This is a genomic window from Bacteroides cellulosilyticus DSM 14838 (genome assembly GCF_000158035.1).
In the GTDB taxonomy this organism is placed as follows: Bacteria; Bacteroidota; Bacteroidia; order Bacteroidales; family Bacteroidaceae; genus Bacteroides; species Bacteroides cellulosilyticus.
In genome coordinates this window covers 395,914-414,837 of sequence record NZ_EQ973490.1, presented here as the reverse complement: position 1 = coordinate 414,837, position 18,924 = coordinate 395,914, and the positions used below count along the sequence as shown (strand labels likewise).

General features: G+C 39.4%; 13 protein-coding genes. 10 read left to right on the top strand and 3 right to left on the bottom strand.

The annotated features are described in order from the left end of the window. Positions 1–133: 133 nt before the first annotated feature. The 7 genes from BACCELL_RS06425 to BACCELL_RS06395 all read left to right on the top strand — a co-directional run bounded on the left by BACCELL_RS06425 (position 134) and on the right by BACCELL_RS06395 (position 13,410). A complete protein-coding gene (locus BACCELL_RS06425) occupies positions 134–2,233 on the top strand; it encodes an alpha-amylase family glycosyl hydrolase (protein ID WP_007210825.1) in 2,100 nt (699 codons plus the stop codon). 17 nt (positions 2,234–2,250) lie between these two features. Continuing rightward, complete coding sequence (locus BACCELL_RS06420; RefSeq protein ID WP_007210824.1) at positions 2,251–3,780, top strand: sulfatase family protein; 1,530 nt, start codon at positions 2,251–2,253, stop codon at positions 3,778–3,780. Between the two features lie 2 nt (positions 3,781–3,782). After that, a complete protein-coding gene (locus BACCELL_RS06415; protein WP_157133885.1) occupies positions 3,783–5,129 on the top strand; it encodes a sulfatase family protein in 1,347 nt (448 codons plus the stop codon). 16 nt (positions 5,130–5,145) lie between these two features. Next, positions 5,146–7,005, top strand: coding sequence for a glycoside hydrolase family 13 protein (locus tag BACCELL_RS06410; RefSeq protein ID WP_007210822.1), 1,860 nt, complete (start codon positions 5,146–5,148; stop codon positions 7,003–7,005). 12 nt (positions 7,006–7,017) lie between these two features. Next, positions 7,018–10,188 (top strand): SusC/RagA family TonB-linked outer membrane protein, encoded by a 3,171-nt coding sequence (locus tag BACCELL_RS06405; RefSeq protein ID WP_007210821.1) that lies wholly within the window; start codon positions 7,018–7,020, stop codon positions 10,186–10,188. Between the two features lie 111 nt (positions 10,189–10,299). Further along, entirely contained in the window at positions 10,300–11,760 is a 1,461-nt protein-coding gene (locus BACCELL_RS06400; protein WP_007210820.1) for a RagB/SusD family nutrient uptake outer membrane protein, read from the top strand. A gap of 12 nt (positions 11,761–11,772) precedes the next feature. Continuing rightward, positions 11,773–13,410: a sulfatase family protein gene (locus BACCELL_RS06395; RefSeq protein WP_007210819.1), complete on the top strand. Its 1,638-nt coding sequence runs from the start codon at positions 11,773–11,775 to the stop codon at positions 13,408–13,410. A 161-nt stretch (positions 13,411–13,571) separates the two neighbouring features. Here BACCELL_RS06395 and BACCELL_RS06390 read toward each other — a convergent pair whose 3' ends face one another. Next, the gene (locus BACCELL_RS06390) at positions 13,572–14,078 is read right to left on the bottom strand and encodes an RNA polymerase sigma factor (RefSeq protein WP_022208469.1); all 507 of its coding nucleotides are present in this window, start codon (positions 14,076–14,078) and stop codon (positions 13,572–13,574) included. A 268-nt stretch (positions 14,079–14,346) separates the two neighbouring features. Then, positions 14,347–14,850, bottom strand: a complete 504-nt coding sequence (locus BACCELL_RS06385) for an RNA polymerase sigma factor (protein ID WP_007216924.1) — start codon at positions 14,848–14,850, stop codon at positions 14,347–14,349. Positions 14,851–15,081: 231 nt separating this feature from the next. Here BACCELL_RS06385 and glsA point away from each other — a divergent pair, with 231 nt between their 5' ends. After that, on the top strand, positions 15,082–15,900 hold the full coding sequence (gene glsA, locus BACCELL_RS06380) for a lyso-glycine lipid O-acyltransferase GlsA (RefSeq protein WP_007210816.1): 819 nt from the start codon (positions 15,082–15,084) through the stop codon (positions 15,898–15,900). A gap of 37 nt (positions 15,901–15,937) precedes the next feature. After that, positions 15,938–16,924 carry a glycine N(alpha)-acyltransferase GlsB gene (glsB, locus tag BACCELL_RS06375; protein ID WP_007210815.1) on the top strand — a complete coding sequence of 329 codons (987 nt, stop codon included), beginning with the start codon at positions 15,938–15,940 and terminating at the stop codon, positions 16,922–16,924. 21 nt (positions 16,925–16,945) lie between these two features. Here the strand turns inward: glsB and BACCELL_RS06370 are convergent, their stop codons facing one another. Continuing rightward, on the bottom strand, positions 16,946–18,271 hold the full coding sequence (locus tag BACCELL_RS06370) for a deoxyguanosinetriphosphate triphosphohydrolase (protein WP_022208470.1): 1,326 nt from the start codon (positions 18,269–18,271) through the stop codon (positions 16,946–16,948). 202 nt (positions 18,272–18,473) lie between these two features. On the opposite strand from BACCELL_RS06370, the gene dut reads away from it, so the two are divergent. Then, a complete protein-coding gene (gene dut, locus BACCELL_RS06365) occupies positions 18,474–18,908 on the top strand; it encodes a dUTP diphosphatase (protein WP_007210811.1) in 435 nt (144 codons plus the stop codon). Positions 18,909–18,924 lie beyond the last annotated feature (16 nt).

The following is an 18,924-nucleotide window of genomic DNA, read 5'->3' as shown; positions in this document are numbered from 1 at the left end:
TTTTGTAGTCTCTAAAATCTCTATATTTTATTTGTGGCTTGTCAGATGCCTGCCAAAAGCTACTATTTTTGCTTGCAGAACATCAATAAAGAGATGTTTGACTGTTTTTTATAGATATAATTTTAGAGATACAATGAAAAACCTTTTTAATTTTTGTCAGATAGTATTAGGTATAATTCTATTGTCAGCTTGTACAAAAGAGAATATACTGAAGTATAATGAAAACATAGCTTCCATCTTAATACTGGAAAGCGATACCTCATCTATTTATATAACTGATTATTACCCTACTATGGATAGGGTAGACTCTATAACATCTTCCTCATTGAAAATTTTGTTTCAAAATACTTCTGAGCAGTTTATTATTATAAGTGAAACAACAACCCCTATCTTGAATACAATTGAGTTCTGGAGTGGAAAAGAGAGAGTATCTGTTATGGCTATAAAGAAGAGAGGGGACGATACTCCAAAAAAGGAACTGACTGCCTTTAGTTCATCTCAGGTTGGAACAGAGTTTAAAACAACTTTTTTGGTGGCACCGGAGCAGGTGATGGTTTTCTGGCAAAACGTGAAGATGAGTTCCACTGATTATGAGCTGAATGGTCGAGAACTTATAGTTAGGGTTCCACGTGAGGCCGGATTAATGAAACGTTCTTATATAAGAATTATAGCTTCCGAAGGAGAAAAGATATCCAATGATTTGCTAATTCCTTTAGAATATAAGAGGGTGTTGTCGGATATTTCGCAATTAGATAGGACGGATAAGCAGGCACAAGTACTTTATTCACTGATGATTGATAGATTTCATAATGGTGATACAAGTAATGATAAGCCACTCAATCGTCCTGATGTCTTGCCTACTGTTGACTTCAAGGGTGGAGATATCAAAGGTATTACAGATAAAATACAGTCTGGCTTCTTTACAGATTTGGGGATAAATACAATTTGGATGACCCCTGTAGCACAGAATCCAGATGACCCGTGGGGATTAGATAAAGACCCATATACAAAGTTTTCTGCTTATCACGGATACTGGCCCATCAACCCTACGGTTTTAAATCCTCATTTTGGAACAGAGGAACAATTAAAGGAGATGTTGGAAGAAGCTCATAAAAGAAATATTAATGTGATTGTGGATTATGTGGCCAATCATCTTCATCAAAGCAGTCCTATTTTGAAGGAACATCCGGACTGGGTTACTCCGATGTATACTGAAGACGGGCGTTTGAATGTGCGTTTATTTGATGATGAGCGCTTAACTACTTGGTTTGATACTTTTTTACCGACACTTGATTTAGAGAAAGAGGAAGTACGTGAGGCCATGACTGATTCTGCTTTATATTGGATCCGGCATTACGATTTTGATGGATTCAGGCACGATGCTGCGAAGCATATTCCTGAATCTTATTGGAGATTACTTACAAAGAAAATACGGAAAGAACGGAACTGGAACCATCTGTACCAGATTGGTGAAACCTATGGTAGTGTGGAATTGGTGAGAAGTTATGTAAAAAGTGGAATGTTGGATGGGCAATTTGATTTCAATGTCTATCATACTGCAGTCAAGGTGTTTGGCTTAGATGGAGGGGATATGAGAGTGCTTAATACTGAACTGTATAAAAGTCTGGATAATTATGGTTATCATAATTTAATGGGATATATATCAGGCAATCATGATAAGCCTCGTTTTATATCGGTAGCAGGAGGTACGGTTAGTTTATCAGAAGACACAAAGGCCGCCGGGCGTAAGCGGAAAATACTGGTAGGGGATACGGTGGCTTATGACAAATTGGCTTTATTGGAAGCGTTTATGCTGACTATTCCCGGTGTACCATGTATTTATCAGGGAGATGAATATGGAGTCCCGGGAGCTAATGATCCGGATAATAGACGGATGATGCAGTTTGATAATTATTCTGTCAGAGAGCAACAACATTTGGATAAAGTAAAGAAGCTTATAAAATTGCGCAGGTCGAGCCTTCCGTTAATTTATGGAGATATGTTGTCTTTGTTTTGTGATAAAGATGTTATGGCTTTTGCGAGGATATACATGGGCGAGATTGTTGTTGTTGCTTATAATCGGAGTAGTCAAGTGAGAGAGCTAAAATTTACTTTGCCAGAAACCCTGTATTCGGGTAATCTGCATACTAATTTCGGCTCTGATTATAGTTTAGATAAAAACAGGTTCAATTTGACTTTGCCTCCTTATGGATTTGAAGTTCTAAATGATTAATTTTTAATATTATTACTATGAGAAAATTATTTAATTATGGTTGTGCAGCTATCGCATCCTCTTTGGTCGTGGGAAATGCAGTTGCACAATCTCAAAAAAGAATGGATAAAGATCGTCCGAATCTATTCTTGTTTATAGCAGACGATTGGTCGGCACCACATGCTGGGGTTTATGGAGATAAAACGGTAAAGACTCCGGCTATTGATTACGTAGCACAAAATGGGGTCACGTTTATGAATGCATATTGCGCGGCTCCAACTTCCACTTCATCAAGGGCAGCAGTACTGACGGGAAGGTACTCTCATGCATTGCAGGCTGCTGGAAATTTGTGGAGTATGTTTCCAAAAGATATTAAAACCTATACTTCTACACTTTCAGATAATGGGTATGAAGTTGGTTATACCAAGAAGGGGTGGGGCCCCGGTGTCTATGAAGAAGGAGCCTGGGCTGAGAATCCTGCTGGAAACTATTCTGATAATCTGAAGAAATTTGTACAGAAAGCACAGTCCGAAAGTAAACCGTTTTGTTTTTGGTATGGTAGCAAATATCCCCATCGTCCGTATGAAAAGGGTAAAGGGGAAGAGAATGGTATAGATCCGAGAACAGTGGAAGTTCCGGCTTACTTGCCGGATAATATGGAAACAAGAATAGATATTTCTGATTATTACTATGCTGTAGAACGCATGGACTATGAACTACATGAGGCTTTAAAGATATTGAAAGAATTAGGGGAGTTAAGCAATACTTTGATTATTATTACAAGTGATAATGGTATGCCTTTTCCCAGAGCTAAGGCTTCTCTTTATGATTCCGGTACCAACATGCCTTTCATTGTCATGTGGGCTGATAAGATAAATCCCGGGCAGGTTAGCCAGGAGTTAGTAAGCCTGACAGATATAGCTCCTACTTTTTTAGAGGCTGCGGGATTGGATATTCCACAAAATGTACATGGTAAAAGTCTGTTACCCTATTTAATGCGTAATGAGCCTTTGAACAGGGAATTTATAAATGGAGGACGTGAACGCCATGGATATAAAGCTCGTGCCAACCATGGAGGATATCCGGTACGTACGGTTAGAACCGGAGATTATCTGTTGATACGCAATTTTAGGCCGGATCGTTGGCCAAGTGGTGACCCTGTTAACCCATATAACAATGAGCGAGGTTACGGTGATGTGGATGGCTCTCCAACCAAAAACTATATGATTGATCGTAAAGATGATCCAGATATGAATCCTTATTTCAAACGTGCTTTTGACAAACGTCCGGAATATGAGTTGTTCAATGTAAAGAAAGACCCTTATCAATTTGTGAATCTGGCTAATGATAAGGCATATGCCAAAATACTGAAAAAAATGAAGCAAAAAATGGATCGGTGGATGAAGGAAACAGAAGACCCTCGTGCTATTTCGGATACTGATATTTGGGATACTTATCCTTACTATGGCAAGGGAGGTGTAGCTGATGGTAAAGGTAATGTGAAGAAAGCAGAGAGAGAGAAGAAAGGAAATAAAAAAAGAAGAATTTTGAAAATAGAACAGGAATGATTATGACTAAATATTCAGCTATTGTTGCTGCATGTACTTTACCGCTGGGAGTAAATGCACTGGCTGCCCAGACACAGCAGGAAAAACCGAATGTACTATTCATCGCAGTAGATGATTTGGGATGGAGTGATGTAGGCTACAATGGGAGTACTCTTGTTGCAACTCCTAATATAGATCGGTTGGCCTCTATGGGTGTTTCTTTTACTGATGGATATGTAACAGCTCCTATAAGTGGTCCGAGCCGTAATGGTATGGTCTCTGGTATGTATTCTCAAAAGTATGGAATGCAAATCAATGCAGATTTGAAATTTGCTCAAGTTCCGGCACAGCATAAGACACTTCCAGAAACAATGAGAGAGGCGGGATATAGAACCGCATTAGTCGGTAAGTGGCATGTTTGCCGCGATGCAAACGTAGTTTTTGATGAGGTTTATGATCGTATTGATATTAGCAGTAACTATTTCCCGGATTCGACTGGAGTGTATGATGGACCTCGTTTACCAATTCTGGCAGTGAAAGAATCAACCTATGAGAATGAGTATATGACGGATAAACTGACCAGTCATGCCATACAATTTATGAACAAGCAATCTAATGCAACTCCTTTCTTTCTGTATCTGGGATATAATGCGGTTCATAATCCTTGGCAAGCAGAGAAAAAGTACTATGATAGGTTGAGCAATATTAAAGATGAGTATATGCGTGTACAAGCTTCTCTTATTGCATGTGCCGATGAGAATATTGGGATTCTTCTGAACTATCTTGAAAACCGGAAATTGATTGATAATACTATAATAGTGTTCGTTAGCGATAATGGGCCGGCGAAGGGAGGACCAGAACTTAAAACATGGGAAGGGTATGATCCCTCTTTTGAGTATGTTTTCGGTCAGATGAAAACTTTGCGCGGACATAAAGTCGATTTGTACGAGGGTGGTATCAGGACTCCTATGATCATTGCTTATAAACCTTTACTTAGAGAAGGTAAAGTATTCAGGGATATGATTTCTACTTTAGATTTTTATCCTACAATTTGTGAAATGACCGGATCTGAAATCCCGGAAGGGACTACTCTGGATGGTGTAAGTTTAGTGCGTTATCTGCGTGAAGAGACTAAGCAGCAACCTCACGATATGCTTTTTTGGTGCAGAAATAACTTTGGAGCGGCCAGAATGGGTGTCTGGAAATTGTATAAGGAGTCTGATAAAACGGAATTATATAATTTGCGTGAAGATATTGGTGAAACGAAAGATGTATCGGCTGAATATCCCCATATTAAGGAAAAAATGATGAAAGCTTGGAATGAGTGGCATTCTACAATTCCGGTAAGTGCTTCAAAAATAAAGAAATAAATAAAATGCAAGCGGTATGAGAAAAAAACTTGTATTGATCTTCTTTGCGGTATTGTGTACAGCTTCTTTAGCTTTTCCGACCGATATCGAAAAGATAGAACCGGGCAATTGGTGGACAGGGATGAAAGATAGTAAGTTGGAGTTACTTGTCTACGGTAAGGATTTGGATGGTACTTCTGTGACTATTGAAGCAGAAGATGTAGAAGTGGTAGCTGTAGAGAATGCAGATAGTCCTGACTATCTATTTGTGACATTGGATATTGGTAAAGATCAAAAAGCCGGTAAAATCAAACTTTCATTTAAGAAGGGGAAATTCTTTCAAAAGATATCTTATGAGTTGAAAGAGAGGAGTGAAAACTCTGCCATCAGGAAAGGATTTGATCAATCGGATGTTTTTTATCTGATTATGCCGGATCGTTTTGCAAACGGGGATATTTCTAATGACACCACTGCAAATACGCTGGAAGGTACAGACCGGAATAATTCGAATGGGAGACATGGAGGAGATATCGCAGGAATGATATCGAAACTGGATTATCTACAGACATTGGGAGTCACCACGATTTGGCCAACACCTTTGTGGGAATCTAATCATGTGAAAAATACATACCATGGTTATGCTTGTACGGACTTCTATAATATAGATCCCCGTTATGGTAATAATCTATTATATAAGCAGTTTGCTGATGAATGTCATAAACGAGGATTAAAATTGGTGATGGATGTGGTTCCGAATCATTGTAGCATTTCCCACCCATGGATTCAGAATCTTCCTTTGAAAGATTGGATTCATCCGGCACCGAAAACCCCGGGTAGGGCATTGGCTATTTCTGCCTGGAATGATCCTTATGTTTCGGAGAAAGATTTTCTGTTGAATAAAGATGGCTGGTTCTCTCCATTGATGCCAGATCTGAATCAAAATAATGAGAAAGTGCTACGTTATTTGGTTCAGAATACTATTTGGTGGATTGAATATGCCGGCTTAGATGGATTGAGAGTTGATACCTATCCTTATTGTGAACGTGAACAGATTGCAAAGTGGACAAAAGCCATTATGGATGAATACCCCTATTTGAATATTGTAGGTGAAGTATGGCAACCGCAAGTGTCTTCTGTTGCATATTGGCAAAAAGATGCCAGAAATTATGATGGATACAATTCTTATTTACCTTGTGTAATGGACTTTCCTTTAATGGATGCAATGCAGGATGCTTTTGCTGCGCATAACCCGAATAGAGGAAGGCATTTGAATAAGCTTTATGCCTCTCTCGCACAGGATTATTTATATGCTCATCCTGATAATGTATTGATATTTGCCGACAATCATGATACGGAAAGATTTGCGACTTCAATAGGTAAGGATCTCGACTTATATAAATCGGCTATGGGATTCTTGCTGACAACGCGGGGTATTCCGCAACTTTATTACGGTACGGAAATCGGAATGAATAGTGATATTGAAGGTATTTATAAGTCAAATGCAAATCGCAAAGAAATGAACGGCGGTTGGGGGGGGGATCCTCGAAGTGTGTTTGTCAGAGAAGGACGCACTGCTGATGAGAGTGCTGTTTATGATTATGTGCGTATGCTTTTGACCTGGCGTAAACGGACTCCGGTTGTTCAGTATGGGAAATTGAAACATTTTAAACCGCAAGATGGAATCTATGTCTATTTCAGATATGATGATTCTGCTTGTGTAATGGTGGCAGTCAATGCAAATGATGCAGATAAGGTCTTGGATACTCAACGGTTTAATGAGATGTTAAGTTCCTATCATTCTGGATTGAATGTTGAAACGGGAGAAGCTTACGGACAGCTTGATAAAATATCTTTAAAGAGAAAAAGTACACAAATTATAGAATTGAGAAAACATTAATCTTAAAAAATTATGAAGAAACACTTTTTGCACGGTAACCATATTAATACTTTAAAGTGGTTGCTATTCGCGCTTTTTGTGCTTATGAATATAGGCGGATCTGTTGCTCAGGTTGGTAAAGTGTCAATAACCGGACTTGTTGTCGATGAGTTAGGTGAACCTATGGTGGGTGTCAACGTAGTGGTTAAGGGAACTACTAATGGCACTGTGACTGATTTGGATGGGAAATATTCTGTATCTGTTTCTACTAAAGAAAAAGCTATTTTCGTTTATTCATTTATTGGGTATAAATCTCAGGAGATATTGGTTGGAAATCAACGTCAGATCAATGTTAAGTTGATGCCTGATCAAGAGATGCTTGATGAAGTGGTGGTAATTGGTTATGGTACTGTGAAGAGAGGAGATGTTACCAGTTCTATTTCAGTTGTGAAAACGGATGAGCTTCCTAAAGCTTCTACAGCTTCAGTGGGGAATATGCTTACAGGAAGAACGCCAGGGCTTATAGTGAAAGCTAATAGTGCAGCTCCCGGTGGTGCTATCGATTTCAGTATTCGTGGTGGAAACGCCCCTTTGATTGTAATTGACGGTTATCCTATTTCTCCGGTAGATGACCAGTATATTTCGGAGAATGTGAAAGAAACCGGAAATAAATTGGGTTCAGTACCTATGGATAACAACTTTATCAATTTGAATCCGGATGATATAGAATCTATTGATATATTGAAAGATGCCAGTGCTACTTCTATTTATGGATCTCGTGCGGCTAATGGAGTTGTACTGATTACAACTAAGCGTGGCAGTGAAGGCAAAGTGGATGTAAAGTTCTCAGCCTCTGTATCTATGCAGAAACTATATGGCTTTGAAGACATGCTCAGTGGGCAGGATTTTATGTGTGAAAGAAATAAAATAACCCGGGAAATATGGATGAATAATAATAATGTGTATCCATATGGGACAAGAGAATGGGAGGATTCAATGAATGCTTCTATCCTTTATCCATATACAGAAGAGGAAATCAGCAAATTCCGTGGAGGAACAAACTGGCTGGATGAGGTAACGAGAACAGGATTAATTCATAATGAGTCCCTAAACATCAAAGGTGGTTCCGGTAAAACTAAATACTTGTTTTCTGTTAGTAACCTGAGTAATGACGGGGTTGTTAAGAATAACTCTTTTAATCGTTTTACCACTAGATTGAATCTGGATCAGAAGTTTAATAATTGGCTGAAAGGAGGCGTAAATGTTTCATATAGTCGGAATAATATTGATAATGTTTATGGAGAATCCGGACGCTCTGGAGGTTCACAGTTTGCTGGTATGCTTTCAAGTGCAATGGAATTCAATCCGACGTTGCCTATTTGGGATGAAAATGGAAATTATACTTTGAACCCGGATGATCGTTTCGGGCGCCCCAATCCTGTATCGTTTTTAGATGCGCAGGATAAAAGTCAACGGGAAAATATATTGGCTACTGCAAATGTAGAACTGACTCCGGTAAAAGGCTTGATGATTAAAGGTACCGTGGGTACTGATATACGAATTAATGAACGAAAATCTTATTTGCCTTCTACTATAAGTATTGGAAATCAGGAATCCATGTATGCATATATCGGACAAAACAGGGGTGAAAGCTATTTGTTGAATTTGATGGCAGACTATAAATTAAGTCTGGATAAGCATAATTGGGGTGTTATGGGGGCATTTGAATTTGAGCACCAAGGACAAAATGGTACGACTATGATCAATTCCGGATTTCCTTCAGATAATTTTGGTTGGGATAATATGGGATCCGGTTCTCGTGCACATCCGGATGTAACCTCATATAAAAAGATAGGTGAGCGTGCTTCATATATCGGACGTATTAACTATAGCTATGACAATCGCTACTTGCTTACTGCAAATATTCGTGTGGATGGCTCTTCTAATTTTGCGGCAAATAAACAATGGGGAGTATTTACTGGAGTGTCTGCTGCGTGGAAAATAGCAGAAGAGAAGTTTATAAAGAATAAGATAGACTGGCTGAATGATCTGAAGCTAAGAGTCGGTTGGGGACAAGTGGGTGATGACGGTAAATTGACAGGGACGGATACTTATTTTACGACTTATTATTATGCATTTAATAATATACCTACTGCTGGCTTGGGGTTAGGAGCTTTGGCAAACCCTGATTTGACATGGGAAACAAAAACAAGTTTTAATGTGGGAATTGATTGGGGCATTTTCAATAGTCGTATAAGTGGAACTGTTGACTTCTTTAGTTCTCGTATCAAAAATAAGATAGGGAAAAGGCAACTACCGATTAATCAAGAAATTATGGAAATAGATTATAACCTTTCTCAGGTAGATGGAAATCATGGCTTTGAGATAGGAATTAACAGTACGAATATACATAATAGGAATTTTAAGTGGAATACCAATTTTGTATTATCTTATTATCGAAACTATTACGTAAAGCGTGATGCTAATTATGTTTTAGGTATCAATGAAACTCAACGTCAAGATGTGAATGATATGTGGCAGTATGTTGTAGATGGCATGATACCTGCTGGAAATCCCAATGCCGGTGCCTTGAAGTTTAAGGATTTGAATGGATATCTCCGTGACGATAGTGGTAATATTGTGATGGTGAATGGAAAACCGGCCTATAGTGGCTCGCCGGATGGAATGATTGATGAAGCGGATATGATCTATAAAGGTAATAGTACTCCTATTCCATTTAGTTTGAATAACTCTTTTGAATTTGGAAAATTTGACGTGAATGTCTATTTCTATGGAATGTTCAATAATTGGCAGAAGAATTCTACTTACACTATGTTTGCCGGAAACTTACAGAATGTAGCTTTGTATGGAGAAAATACACTTAAGTCTTTGGCTAACCGCTGGTCATACGACAATCTGAATTCTTCGATACCTTCTATTTTTGCACATGTAGAAAGTACGGCAGCGCAGAGAAATGGATATTATCTTGAAAAGGCCTGGTTTTTGCGTTGCGACAATGTTTCATTAGGCTATACATTCAAAACAAAGAAATCAAATAAATATTTTTCTTCATTGAGAGTATATGCTGCTGCACGCAACTTATTTGTGATAACTCCTTATTCCGGTTCAGATCCTGAAACTGATTCTCAAGCAGCTTATCCTAATTCTCGTACCTATACTTTTGGAATAGATATTACCTTTTAATTTGATATGAATATGAAAAAAAATATATATAACTTATGTTTGATCCTTTTGTGTGGGATGTTGAACTCTTCCTGTCTTGATTTGGTACGTGAAGATTCAACAAGGGTTTCTATGGAAGATTTTTTGAAGAACGAAGATGATTTAAGGCTTTATGTTTATTCTTTGTATAAACCGTTTGGATCTTCTCAAGGGGATGTAAGCGTTGCAGGATTTTATGCTACACTGGATGGAGGATATTTTGCCTTGACAGAAAATACTACGGACATATTGACTTCTGAAAAAACAAATGTAACAGCTCCTTCAATAGTATGTAACACCCATGATTGGGATTTAGTTGCAAGTGCCAATCTTGTAACCCCTCTCTATCAGAAATTCCTGCCCAGGCTTACTTATATATCTAAAGCCAGAATGGCAGCATTGAGAATTATGCAGACTACAGTAAATAATAAAGAAAAGTATGCTGCTGAAGCAAAAGCTATTATTGGTTGGGCAGGTATGATTTTGTATGATATGTTTGGTCCTCTTCCTTATCCTTCGGACGAACAATTATTATATTGGGATGAACATCCTCTGGAAGGAGAATGGATAGCGCGTCCTTCTTCTGAAGATTTTCTGGCATATCTAGAAGAGAATTTGACTGAAGCCATTCCTTTTTTGCCGGAAACACAAGACACTTGGGGACGTTTGACTAAAGGGGCTGCTTCTATGATACTTTTAAGGGTACATCTGATGCAGAAAGATTTTGTGAAGGCTAAAGTGGTAGCAAAGTCTGTCTATGAGATGGGAAAAGAAGGAGGTGGTTCTACTTATGAACTGATGAAAGACTATTCTAAAATATTTAGTATTGATAATCAAAGAAACAGTGAGTTAATCCTTGCTATTCCGTGTGATGGTACTAAAGACTATAGTCCTAATCAATGGTATTGTGCTGCAATGCCAGGAGATTATCCCCATATTTCTACTGCTGCAAAGGGTAGTAATTCCCATAGAATGAGATGGGCTTTTTATGATACGTATGAAAAAGGGGACAAACGGTTGAATACGATTGTTGCCGAGTATGTAAATAATAAGGGGAAAAAGGTCAAACGAGGAGATAAGAATCTGGAAAATGGAGCTTTGCCCTTTAAATATGATCAAGATCCTACCACGCAGGGAAATTTTGCTAAAAATGATATTCCGATATTCAGATATGCCGAAGCAATTTTAGGATATGCTGAAGCTATAAATGAGACGGAAGGGGTAACAGATCTGGCTATACATCTTGTTAATTTAATAAGAAGCAGGGCCGGTTTGTCTAATATTGAAGAAATAAACGGAGGGGAAAAAGTCGCTTCTCCGGAAGCTTTCCGGGAAGCTATCTTAGAGGAAAGAGGACATGAATTGTATGGGGAAGGTGTTCGCCACATGGATTTGGTGCGTATGGGCAAATTTGTAGAGTATGGGAAAAGAGGTTTGTCTGCATATAGTTTATCCAAGTATAACGAAGACCCACGACGTGCCGTATTTCCGATAGATCCGCAAATGGTGATTGATTCCAAGGGTGTAATAGAACAAAATGAGGCATATAAATAAGAAATATAAAAGATGAAGAACAGTAGCTTAAATAACTTATCAGTTGCAACAGGGAGTATGCTGTGTGCACTCTTTGCTTCCTGCACAGGTAATGAAAAGGCGGTTCAGAGTGAACGACCTAACATTATTCATATAATGACAGATGACCATGCCTTTCAGGCTCTCAGTGCTTATGGAGGTGCTATCTCAAAGATAGCACCAACTCCCAATATCGATCGAATCGCACAAAAAGGAATGATTTTTCAGCGTGCTTATGTGGAAAACTCTATTTCTGCTCCAAGTCGGGCTACGCTCTTGACAGGGTTGTATAGTCATAAGCATGGTCAGGAGATATTAACGAATGGATTCAAACCAGATAACACAGTCTTTCCGGAACTATTGCAGCAAGCTGGGTATCAAACGGCTATTGTGGGAAAATGGCATTTGCAAGTAGAGCCCAAAGGCTTTGATTATTATAAAATTCTGAAGAATCAGGGGGATTATTACAATCCGGAATTTGCGACAAAAGAAACTAATGGGGAATATGTGAGAGAAGAAGGTTATGCAACGACATTAACTACAGATTATGCTATAAATTGGTTAGACAAAAGGGATAAGAAGAAGCCTTTCTGTTTATTGGTTCATCATAAGGCGCCACATCGTAACTTTATGCCAGAATCTAAATATTATGATTTGTATGAAGATTCAGAATTTCCTTATCCGGATAACTTTTTTGATGATTACACTAGCAGAGGACCGGCGGCTAAATCACAGCAAATGTCTATCATGCATGATATGACTATGGGGTATGATTTGAAGGTTAATGAATTAAATGATAATTTACCTCCCCATCTGGAATGGTCAAAAGCTGATTGGGAGAAAGCGCGTGCTCGTATGACCCCTAAACAATTACAGGCATGGGATGCAGCATATGGCCCCCGTAATAAAGCGATGTTGGAAGCGAATCTTTCTGCAAAAGAATTAGCTAAGTGGAAATATCAGCGTTACATAAAGGATTATATGCGTACTATAAAATCTGTAGATGATCAGATCGGACGTTTATTGGACTATCTGGAAGAGAATAAATTGATGGACAATACAATTATCGTATATACTTCTGATCAAGGTTTCTATATGGGAGAGCATGGTTGGTTTGATAAACGCTTTATGTATGAGGAGTCATTCAGAACGCCTCTTTTGATTATGTATCCTAAAATGATAAAAGCTGGTTCAGTATGTAATGAGTTGGTTCAGAACATAGATTATGCACCTACTTATTTGGCTTTGGCAGGGGTTGAATCACCGGTAAAGATGGACGGAAGATCTTTAGTACCTTTATTCTCCGGAGATAAACCGCAGGAATGGCGCGAGAATCTCTACTATCATTATTATGATTATCCTGCTATTCACATGGTTCGTCGCCATGATGGTGTTTTTGACGGCCGTTATAAACTGATTCATTTTTATGGTGAAGGAAAAGGTAAAGATGAGGGAGCGGATATCGAATACTTTGAATTATATGACTTGCTGACTGATCCTCATGAAATGAAAAATGTCTATAATGATACAGCATATAAAGAACATGCCGATAGATTAAGAAAGGAATTGCATGGATATCAGCAGGATTTAGATATTGTAGAGGGAAATCTGAATTTAAATGAGAAAATATAAAGTTAACAATAGATGATTCGTGTGGGTTGTGAAATTCGTCCGGATTAATTTTAGAGAATGAAAAGGGCAGACTGGAAGTAATTCCAAATCTGCCCCTATTCTCTCTAACACAACTAAAAATTTATACTATATATCGGTTTTGCAGATTTTTTTTAAATCTCCTAAACAAAATCCTTCAGTTCTTGTTGTAACTTCTGTCGGGTGAAGAAGATACGGCTTTTCACTGTTCCGAGTGGTAATCCCAGTTTCTCTGCAATTTCGCGGTATTTGAAACCGGATACATGCATGGAGAATGGAATTTTATATTCACGGGGTAATGCATTTACTATACGATGCATCTCTTTCAAGTCGTATGCGCTTTCCGTGCATTCAAAGCCGGATTCCTGCGGTAAGTTGAGATGATAGAGATTTTCTGTCTGATCTACGAAAGTCTGGTCGCGAACCACCTTGCGGTAGTTGTTGATAAAGATATTGCGCATGATGGTATACATCCATCCTTTGAAATTAGTATCAGGTGCATATTTATCTTCGTTATCTAACGCCTTTAGAGAGGTTTCCTGGAGTAGGTCATTTGCTTCTTCGTGGTCTGAGGTTAATTTGTATGCGAAGCGTAATAAATCGTCTTGTACCCCGATCAATTCTTTCTGGAATGTAATACTGTTGTTCATAATCATTTCTCCTTTTCAATAGTTATTGTTTTGCCTTTTGACTTTGCAATTTTACGAAAGTTATCTTATTCTGATAGACGGATTTCAGGCAATATTTGGGGGGAAAACTATCAATTGATAGTTTTCAGGTGGTGTTTTGATAGTTTTCGGGTGGTCGGAAAGTGCTCATGCAAGTAGTCTCTGACCTCTTCATGAACACTTTTTCATATCTGAACGTTATCGGTTTAGGTTGTATAGGGTAATAACTGTTTTTATCCTGCAACACAGATTATCTGAAGTCTTTCAGTTCCTGTTGCAACTTCTGGCGTGTAAAGAATATACGGCTCTTTACTGTTCCTAAGGGTAATCCCAGCTTTTCTGCAATTTCGCGGTATTTGAAACCGGATACATGCATAGAAAATGGAATCTTATATTCGCGTGGCAGTGCATTTACAACACGGTGCATTTCTTTCAAGTCATAGGCGCTTTCGGTACTTTGAAATCCGGACTCCTGAGGCAGATTGAGGTGATAAAGATTATCAGTCTGATCTACGAAGGTCTGGTCGCGAACCAGCTTCCGATAGTTGTTTATAAAGATATTGCGCATGATGGTGTACATCCATCCTTTAAAGTTAGTGTCGGGCATGTATTTATCTTCATTATCTAATGCCTTTAGAGAGGTTTCCTGGAGTAAGTCGTTAGCTTCTTCACGGTCGGAGGTTAGTTTATATGCAAAACGTAATAAATCGTCTTGTACTCCGAGCAAATCCTTTTGAAATGTAATACTGTTCATATCGTTCTCCTTTTTTATTATAATTATTCGTTTGTTTGACTTTTGATGTTGCAATTTTACGAAAGTTCCCTAACTCTGACGGACGCATTTTGAGCAATCTTTGGGGCAAAAACTATCAATTGATAGTTTTTGGGTGCCTTTTGTTTGTTTTTGGGTGCAGTTTTCACCAATTTTATTGCGTATAATTAAAAAGATGAGTTAATTTTGCGCAATCATTTCATCTTAAAAAGAATGGCTGACGACTCTTTATTTTTGATTGATATTGATAAAGTGCTCCGGGAAAAGGCTCCGAAGTACTATAAGTATATCCCCAAATTCGTGGTTTCTTATCTGAAAAGAATCGTTCATCAGGAAGAACTGAATGTTTTCCTGCGCGAGTCGAAGGATAAGGTAGGTGTAGACTTCTTAAAAGCCTGCCTGGAATTTCTGGATGCCAATATTGTAGTGAAGGGAGAAGAGAATCTACCGACTGAAGGATTGTATACCTTTGTCTCTAATCATCCGTTGGGAGGCCAGGATGGTGTGGCTTTGGGATATGTGTTGGGTAGTTTCTATAAAGGTAAGGTGAAGTATATGGTGAATGACCTGCTGATGAATCTGCAAGGATTAGCTCCTCTTTGTATACCTATTAATAAGACAGGAAAACAGGCAAAAGATTTTCCGAGAATGGTGGAAGCGGGCTTTGCATCGAATGATCAGTTGATTATGTTCCCTGCCGGATTGTGCTCCCGACGTCAGAATGGAGTGATCCGTGATCTGGATTGGAAGAAGACCTTTATCGTAAAGAGTGTGCAGGCACAACGCGACGTTGTCCCCATTCATTTTGAAGGCCGGAATTCGAACTTTTTTTATAATTTGGCTAACGTCTGCAAATTTTTGGGCATCAAAATTAACATAGCCATGCTCTACCTTGCCGACGAGATGTTGAAGAACCGTCATAAAACGTTTACTGTTACCATCGGGAAACCTATTTCCTGGCAGACTTTTGATAAATCAAAAACTCCTGCCGAGTGGGCGGCTTACGTAAAAGATATCGTTTATAAATTATAGAACTTAGTTTTAATAAGAGAACTACTAACAAAAAAATATGGAAGAGATTATTGAACCTATTAGTAAGGAACTTCTGAAGGCGGAACTGACCGAAGAGAAGCGTCTGCGTATGACGAATAAGAGCCATAATCAGATTTATATCATTACAGCTCAGGATTCTCCGAATATTATGAAAGAAATCGGGCGTTTACGCGAGATTGCTTTCCGTGCAGCAGGTGGAGGTACAGGACAACCGCTGGATATCGATGAATACGATATCATGGATAATCCCTACAAACAGCTGATTGTCTGGAACCCTGAAGCAGAAGAAATATTAGGTGGTTATCGTTATATCCTTGGTACGGACGTTCGGTTCGATGAACAGGGTGCCCCTATTCTGGCTACAGCCCACATGTTCAATTTCTCTGAAAAGTTCCTGAAAGAGTACCTTCCCACTACAATTGAGTTAGGACGTTCATTTGTTACGGTAGAGTATCAGTCCACCCGTGCCGGTAGCAAAGGCTTGTTTGCGCTGGATAACCTATGGGATGGTTTGGGTGCGTTAACGGTAGTTATGCCGAATGTGAAGTATTTTTTCGGTAAAGTGACTATGTATCCGAGCTATCATCGTCAGGGACGCGACATGATTCTTTATTTCTTGAAGAAGCACTTTGAGGATAAAGATAATCTGATTACTCCGATGAAACCGCTTGAAATGGAAGCTAAAGAGGCCGATTTGGCTGCTTTGTTTTGTAAGAAGACATTTAAGGAGGACTATAAGATACTGAATTGCGAGATACGTAAGTTAGGCTATAATATTCCGCCGTTGGTAAATGCTTATATGAGTTTGAGTCCGACGATGCGTATGTTCGGTACTGCCATTAACTATGGTTTTGGCGATGTGGAAGAAACGGGAATTCTGATTGCTGTGGATGAGATTCTGGCAGAAAAGCGTATCCGCCATATCCAGTCATTCATCGAGAATGAGCCGGAGGCTTGCAAACTTACCTCCGGAGCTAATAAAGTGTTCTTTCCGAGTAGATGATAATTGTGCCTGAAGCACAACTTATACTGCCGGCAAACTGTTTCCGTTGATCTTTCTATAGAGATCAAGTGCATAAACGTCTGTCATGCCGGAGATATAATCCAATACCGCCTGTATTCTTTCGTAGAGTACGGGCGCTTTTATATTGTATTGGCCGGATACCCGGTTGATGAGCAACTGTGAATAAGCTTTTTCCGGTGAGCAGACGGCATCGATCATCAGATCGAGCAAAGTACTGATGATGCGGAAACCGGCAAGTTCGATGTCCAGTACATCACGCGAGCGATAGATTTTCTTTAACGAAATATCTGCACTGTGCTTATAAGCACCGGCTGGCAATTCGGAAATATGCTTGATGAGGCTTCCTTCAAATTCCCCCTTTAATATCTTTTCCTCATTATTCAGAAAGGCTTGGGTACATTCTTGGATGAGCAGTCCTATGACGCAGGAACGCAGATAGGCAATCTGCTCATTGACATCACTGACAAGCTTCAGTGTTTTGAGCATATGCGTTTTACGTTCTTCGGGGAAATAGGAAAGAAGTAAATCTTGTGTTTCCTGTGTGGTAAGTATCTTCAGCTTGTGGGCATCTTCAATATCCATCATCTGATAGCAAATGTCATCTGCCGCCTCTACCAGGTAAACCAACGGATGACGGGCATATTTCAGTGGAGTTTCATTCAGCTTTTTCATACCCAGTTCTTCAGCTATCCGGTGGAAACTATCTTCCTCCGTGGTGAAGAAGCCGAACTTTGATTTCTTACCAGCTAAACTCGATGAAAAGGGGTATTTTACGATGCTGGCCAGGGTGGAATAGGTTAATACGAATCCTCCTTTGCGTCTTCCTTCAAACTGATGGGTAAGCAATCTGAAAGCATTGGCATTTCCTTCGAAGTGTATCAGGTCCTCCCACTGCTCTGCGGACAGTTGTCCTTTTAGAGGCATACCTTTTCCTTCGGAGAAGAAAGTGGAGATGGCTCGTTCTCCGGAGTGACCGAAGGGAGGATTCCCTAAGTCGTGTGCCAGGCAGGCTGCCGATACGATAGACCCAATTTCGGGTAAATACGAATCTTTCAATTCAGGCTGACGGGTAAGAATGGCTTTAGCGACATCATTTCCCAACGAACGACCTACGCAGGAAACTTCCAGACTATGCGTTAGGCGGTTGTGTACGAAGATACTACCCGGCAAGGGAAAAACTTGTGTTTTGTTCTGCAAGCGGCGGAAGGGGGCGGAGAAGACGAGACGGTCATAATCCCGCTGAAATTCCGAACGGTTTTCGTGACGCTCCTGGTGAAACTCTTCAAGCCCGAAGCGTTTGGCAGATATGAGGGTGTTCCAATTCATGGCGATAATTACGAATTATGAATTACAAATTATAAATGGCAAAAAAGAGGGGACATTTGCCCTTTGTTATTATTTAACTGCAAATGTATCACTATTTTGCTTTAAAAGCTGTATTTTCGCCCAATTAAAAAAGAAGAACTGCTATTAAATACTGAAATAGCTGCAGTTCGTAATTTATAATTCGTAATTTGTAATTAATGTCATGAACGTACAAATCATTAATAAATCGAAACATCCGCTTCCGGCTTATGCCACCGAATTGTCCGCAGGAATGGATATCCGTGCTAATCTTTCAGAACCTATTTCTTTAGCTCCAATGCAGCGTTGCCTGGTGCCTACAGGATTATATATTGCCCTGCCGCCGGGGTTTGAGGCACAAGTGCGCCCTCGCAGTGGTCTTGCTATCAAGAAAGGTATCACGGTGCTGAATTCTCCGGGAACGATTGATGCCGATTATCGTGGAGAGGTTTGTATTATCCTTGTAAATCTTTCATCGGAGACTTTTGTGATAGAAGACGGAGAACGCATTGCGCAGATGGTAATAGCACGCCACGAACAAGCTACATGGCAGGAAGTGGAAGTGCTGGATGATACGGAGCGTGGTGCAGGCGGCTTCGGTCATACAGGAAAGAGTTGAGGAATTAAAAATCAAA

Excerpts from the sequence above, each read along its gene's own strand:
- BACCELL_RS06425 (WP_007210825.1), top strand. The coding sequence starts at position 134 with ATGAAAAACCTTTTTAATTTTTGTCAGATAGTATTAGGTATAATTCTA.
- BACCELL_RS06420 (WP_007210824.1), top strand. The coding sequence starts at position 2,251 with ATGAGAAAATTATTTAATTATGGTTGTGCAGCTATCGCATCCTCTTTG.
- BACCELL_RS06415 (WP_157133885.1), top strand. The coding sequence starts at position 3,783 with ATGACTAAATATTCAGCTATTGTTGCTGCATGTACTTTACCGCTGGGA.
- BACCELL_RS06410 (WP_007210822.1), top strand. The coding sequence starts at position 5,146 with ATGAGAAAAAAACTTGTATTGATCTTCTTTGCGGTATTGTGTACAGCT.
- BACCELL_RS06405 (WP_007210821.1), top strand. The coding sequence starts at position 7,018 with ATGAAGAAACACTTTTTGCACGGTAACCATATTAATACTTTAAAGTGG.
- BACCELL_RS06400 (WP_007210820.1), top strand. The coding sequence starts at position 10,300 with ATGGAAGATTTTTTGAAGAACGAAGATGATTTAAGGCTTTATGTTTAT.
- BACCELL_RS06395 (WP_007210819.1), top strand. The coding sequence starts at position 11,773 with ATGAAGAACAGTAGCTTAAATAACTTATCAGTTGCAACAGGGAGTATG.
- BACCELL_RS06390 (WP_022208469.1), bottom strand. The coding sequence starts at position 14,078 with ATGAACAACAGTATTACATTCCAGAAAGAATTGATCGGGGTACAAGAC.
- BACCELL_RS06385 (WP_007216924.1), bottom strand. The coding sequence starts at position 14,850 with ATGAACAGTATTACATTTCAAAAGGATTTGCTCGGAGTACAAGACGAT.
- glsA (WP_007210816.1), top strand. The coding sequence starts at position 15,082 with ATGGCTGACGACTCTTTATTTTTGATTGATATTGATAAAGTGCTCCGG.
- glsB (WP_007210815.1), top strand. The coding sequence starts at position 15,938 with ATGGAAGAGATTATTGAACCTATTAGTAAGGAACTTCTGAAGGCGGAA.
- BACCELL_RS06370 (WP_022208470.1), bottom strand. The coding sequence starts at position 18,271 with ATGAATTGGAACACCCTCATATCTGCCAAACGCTTCGGGCTTGAAGAG.
- dut (WP_007210811.1), top strand. The coding sequence starts at position 18,474 with ATGAACGTACAAATCATTAATAAATCGAAACATCCGCTTCCGGCTTAT.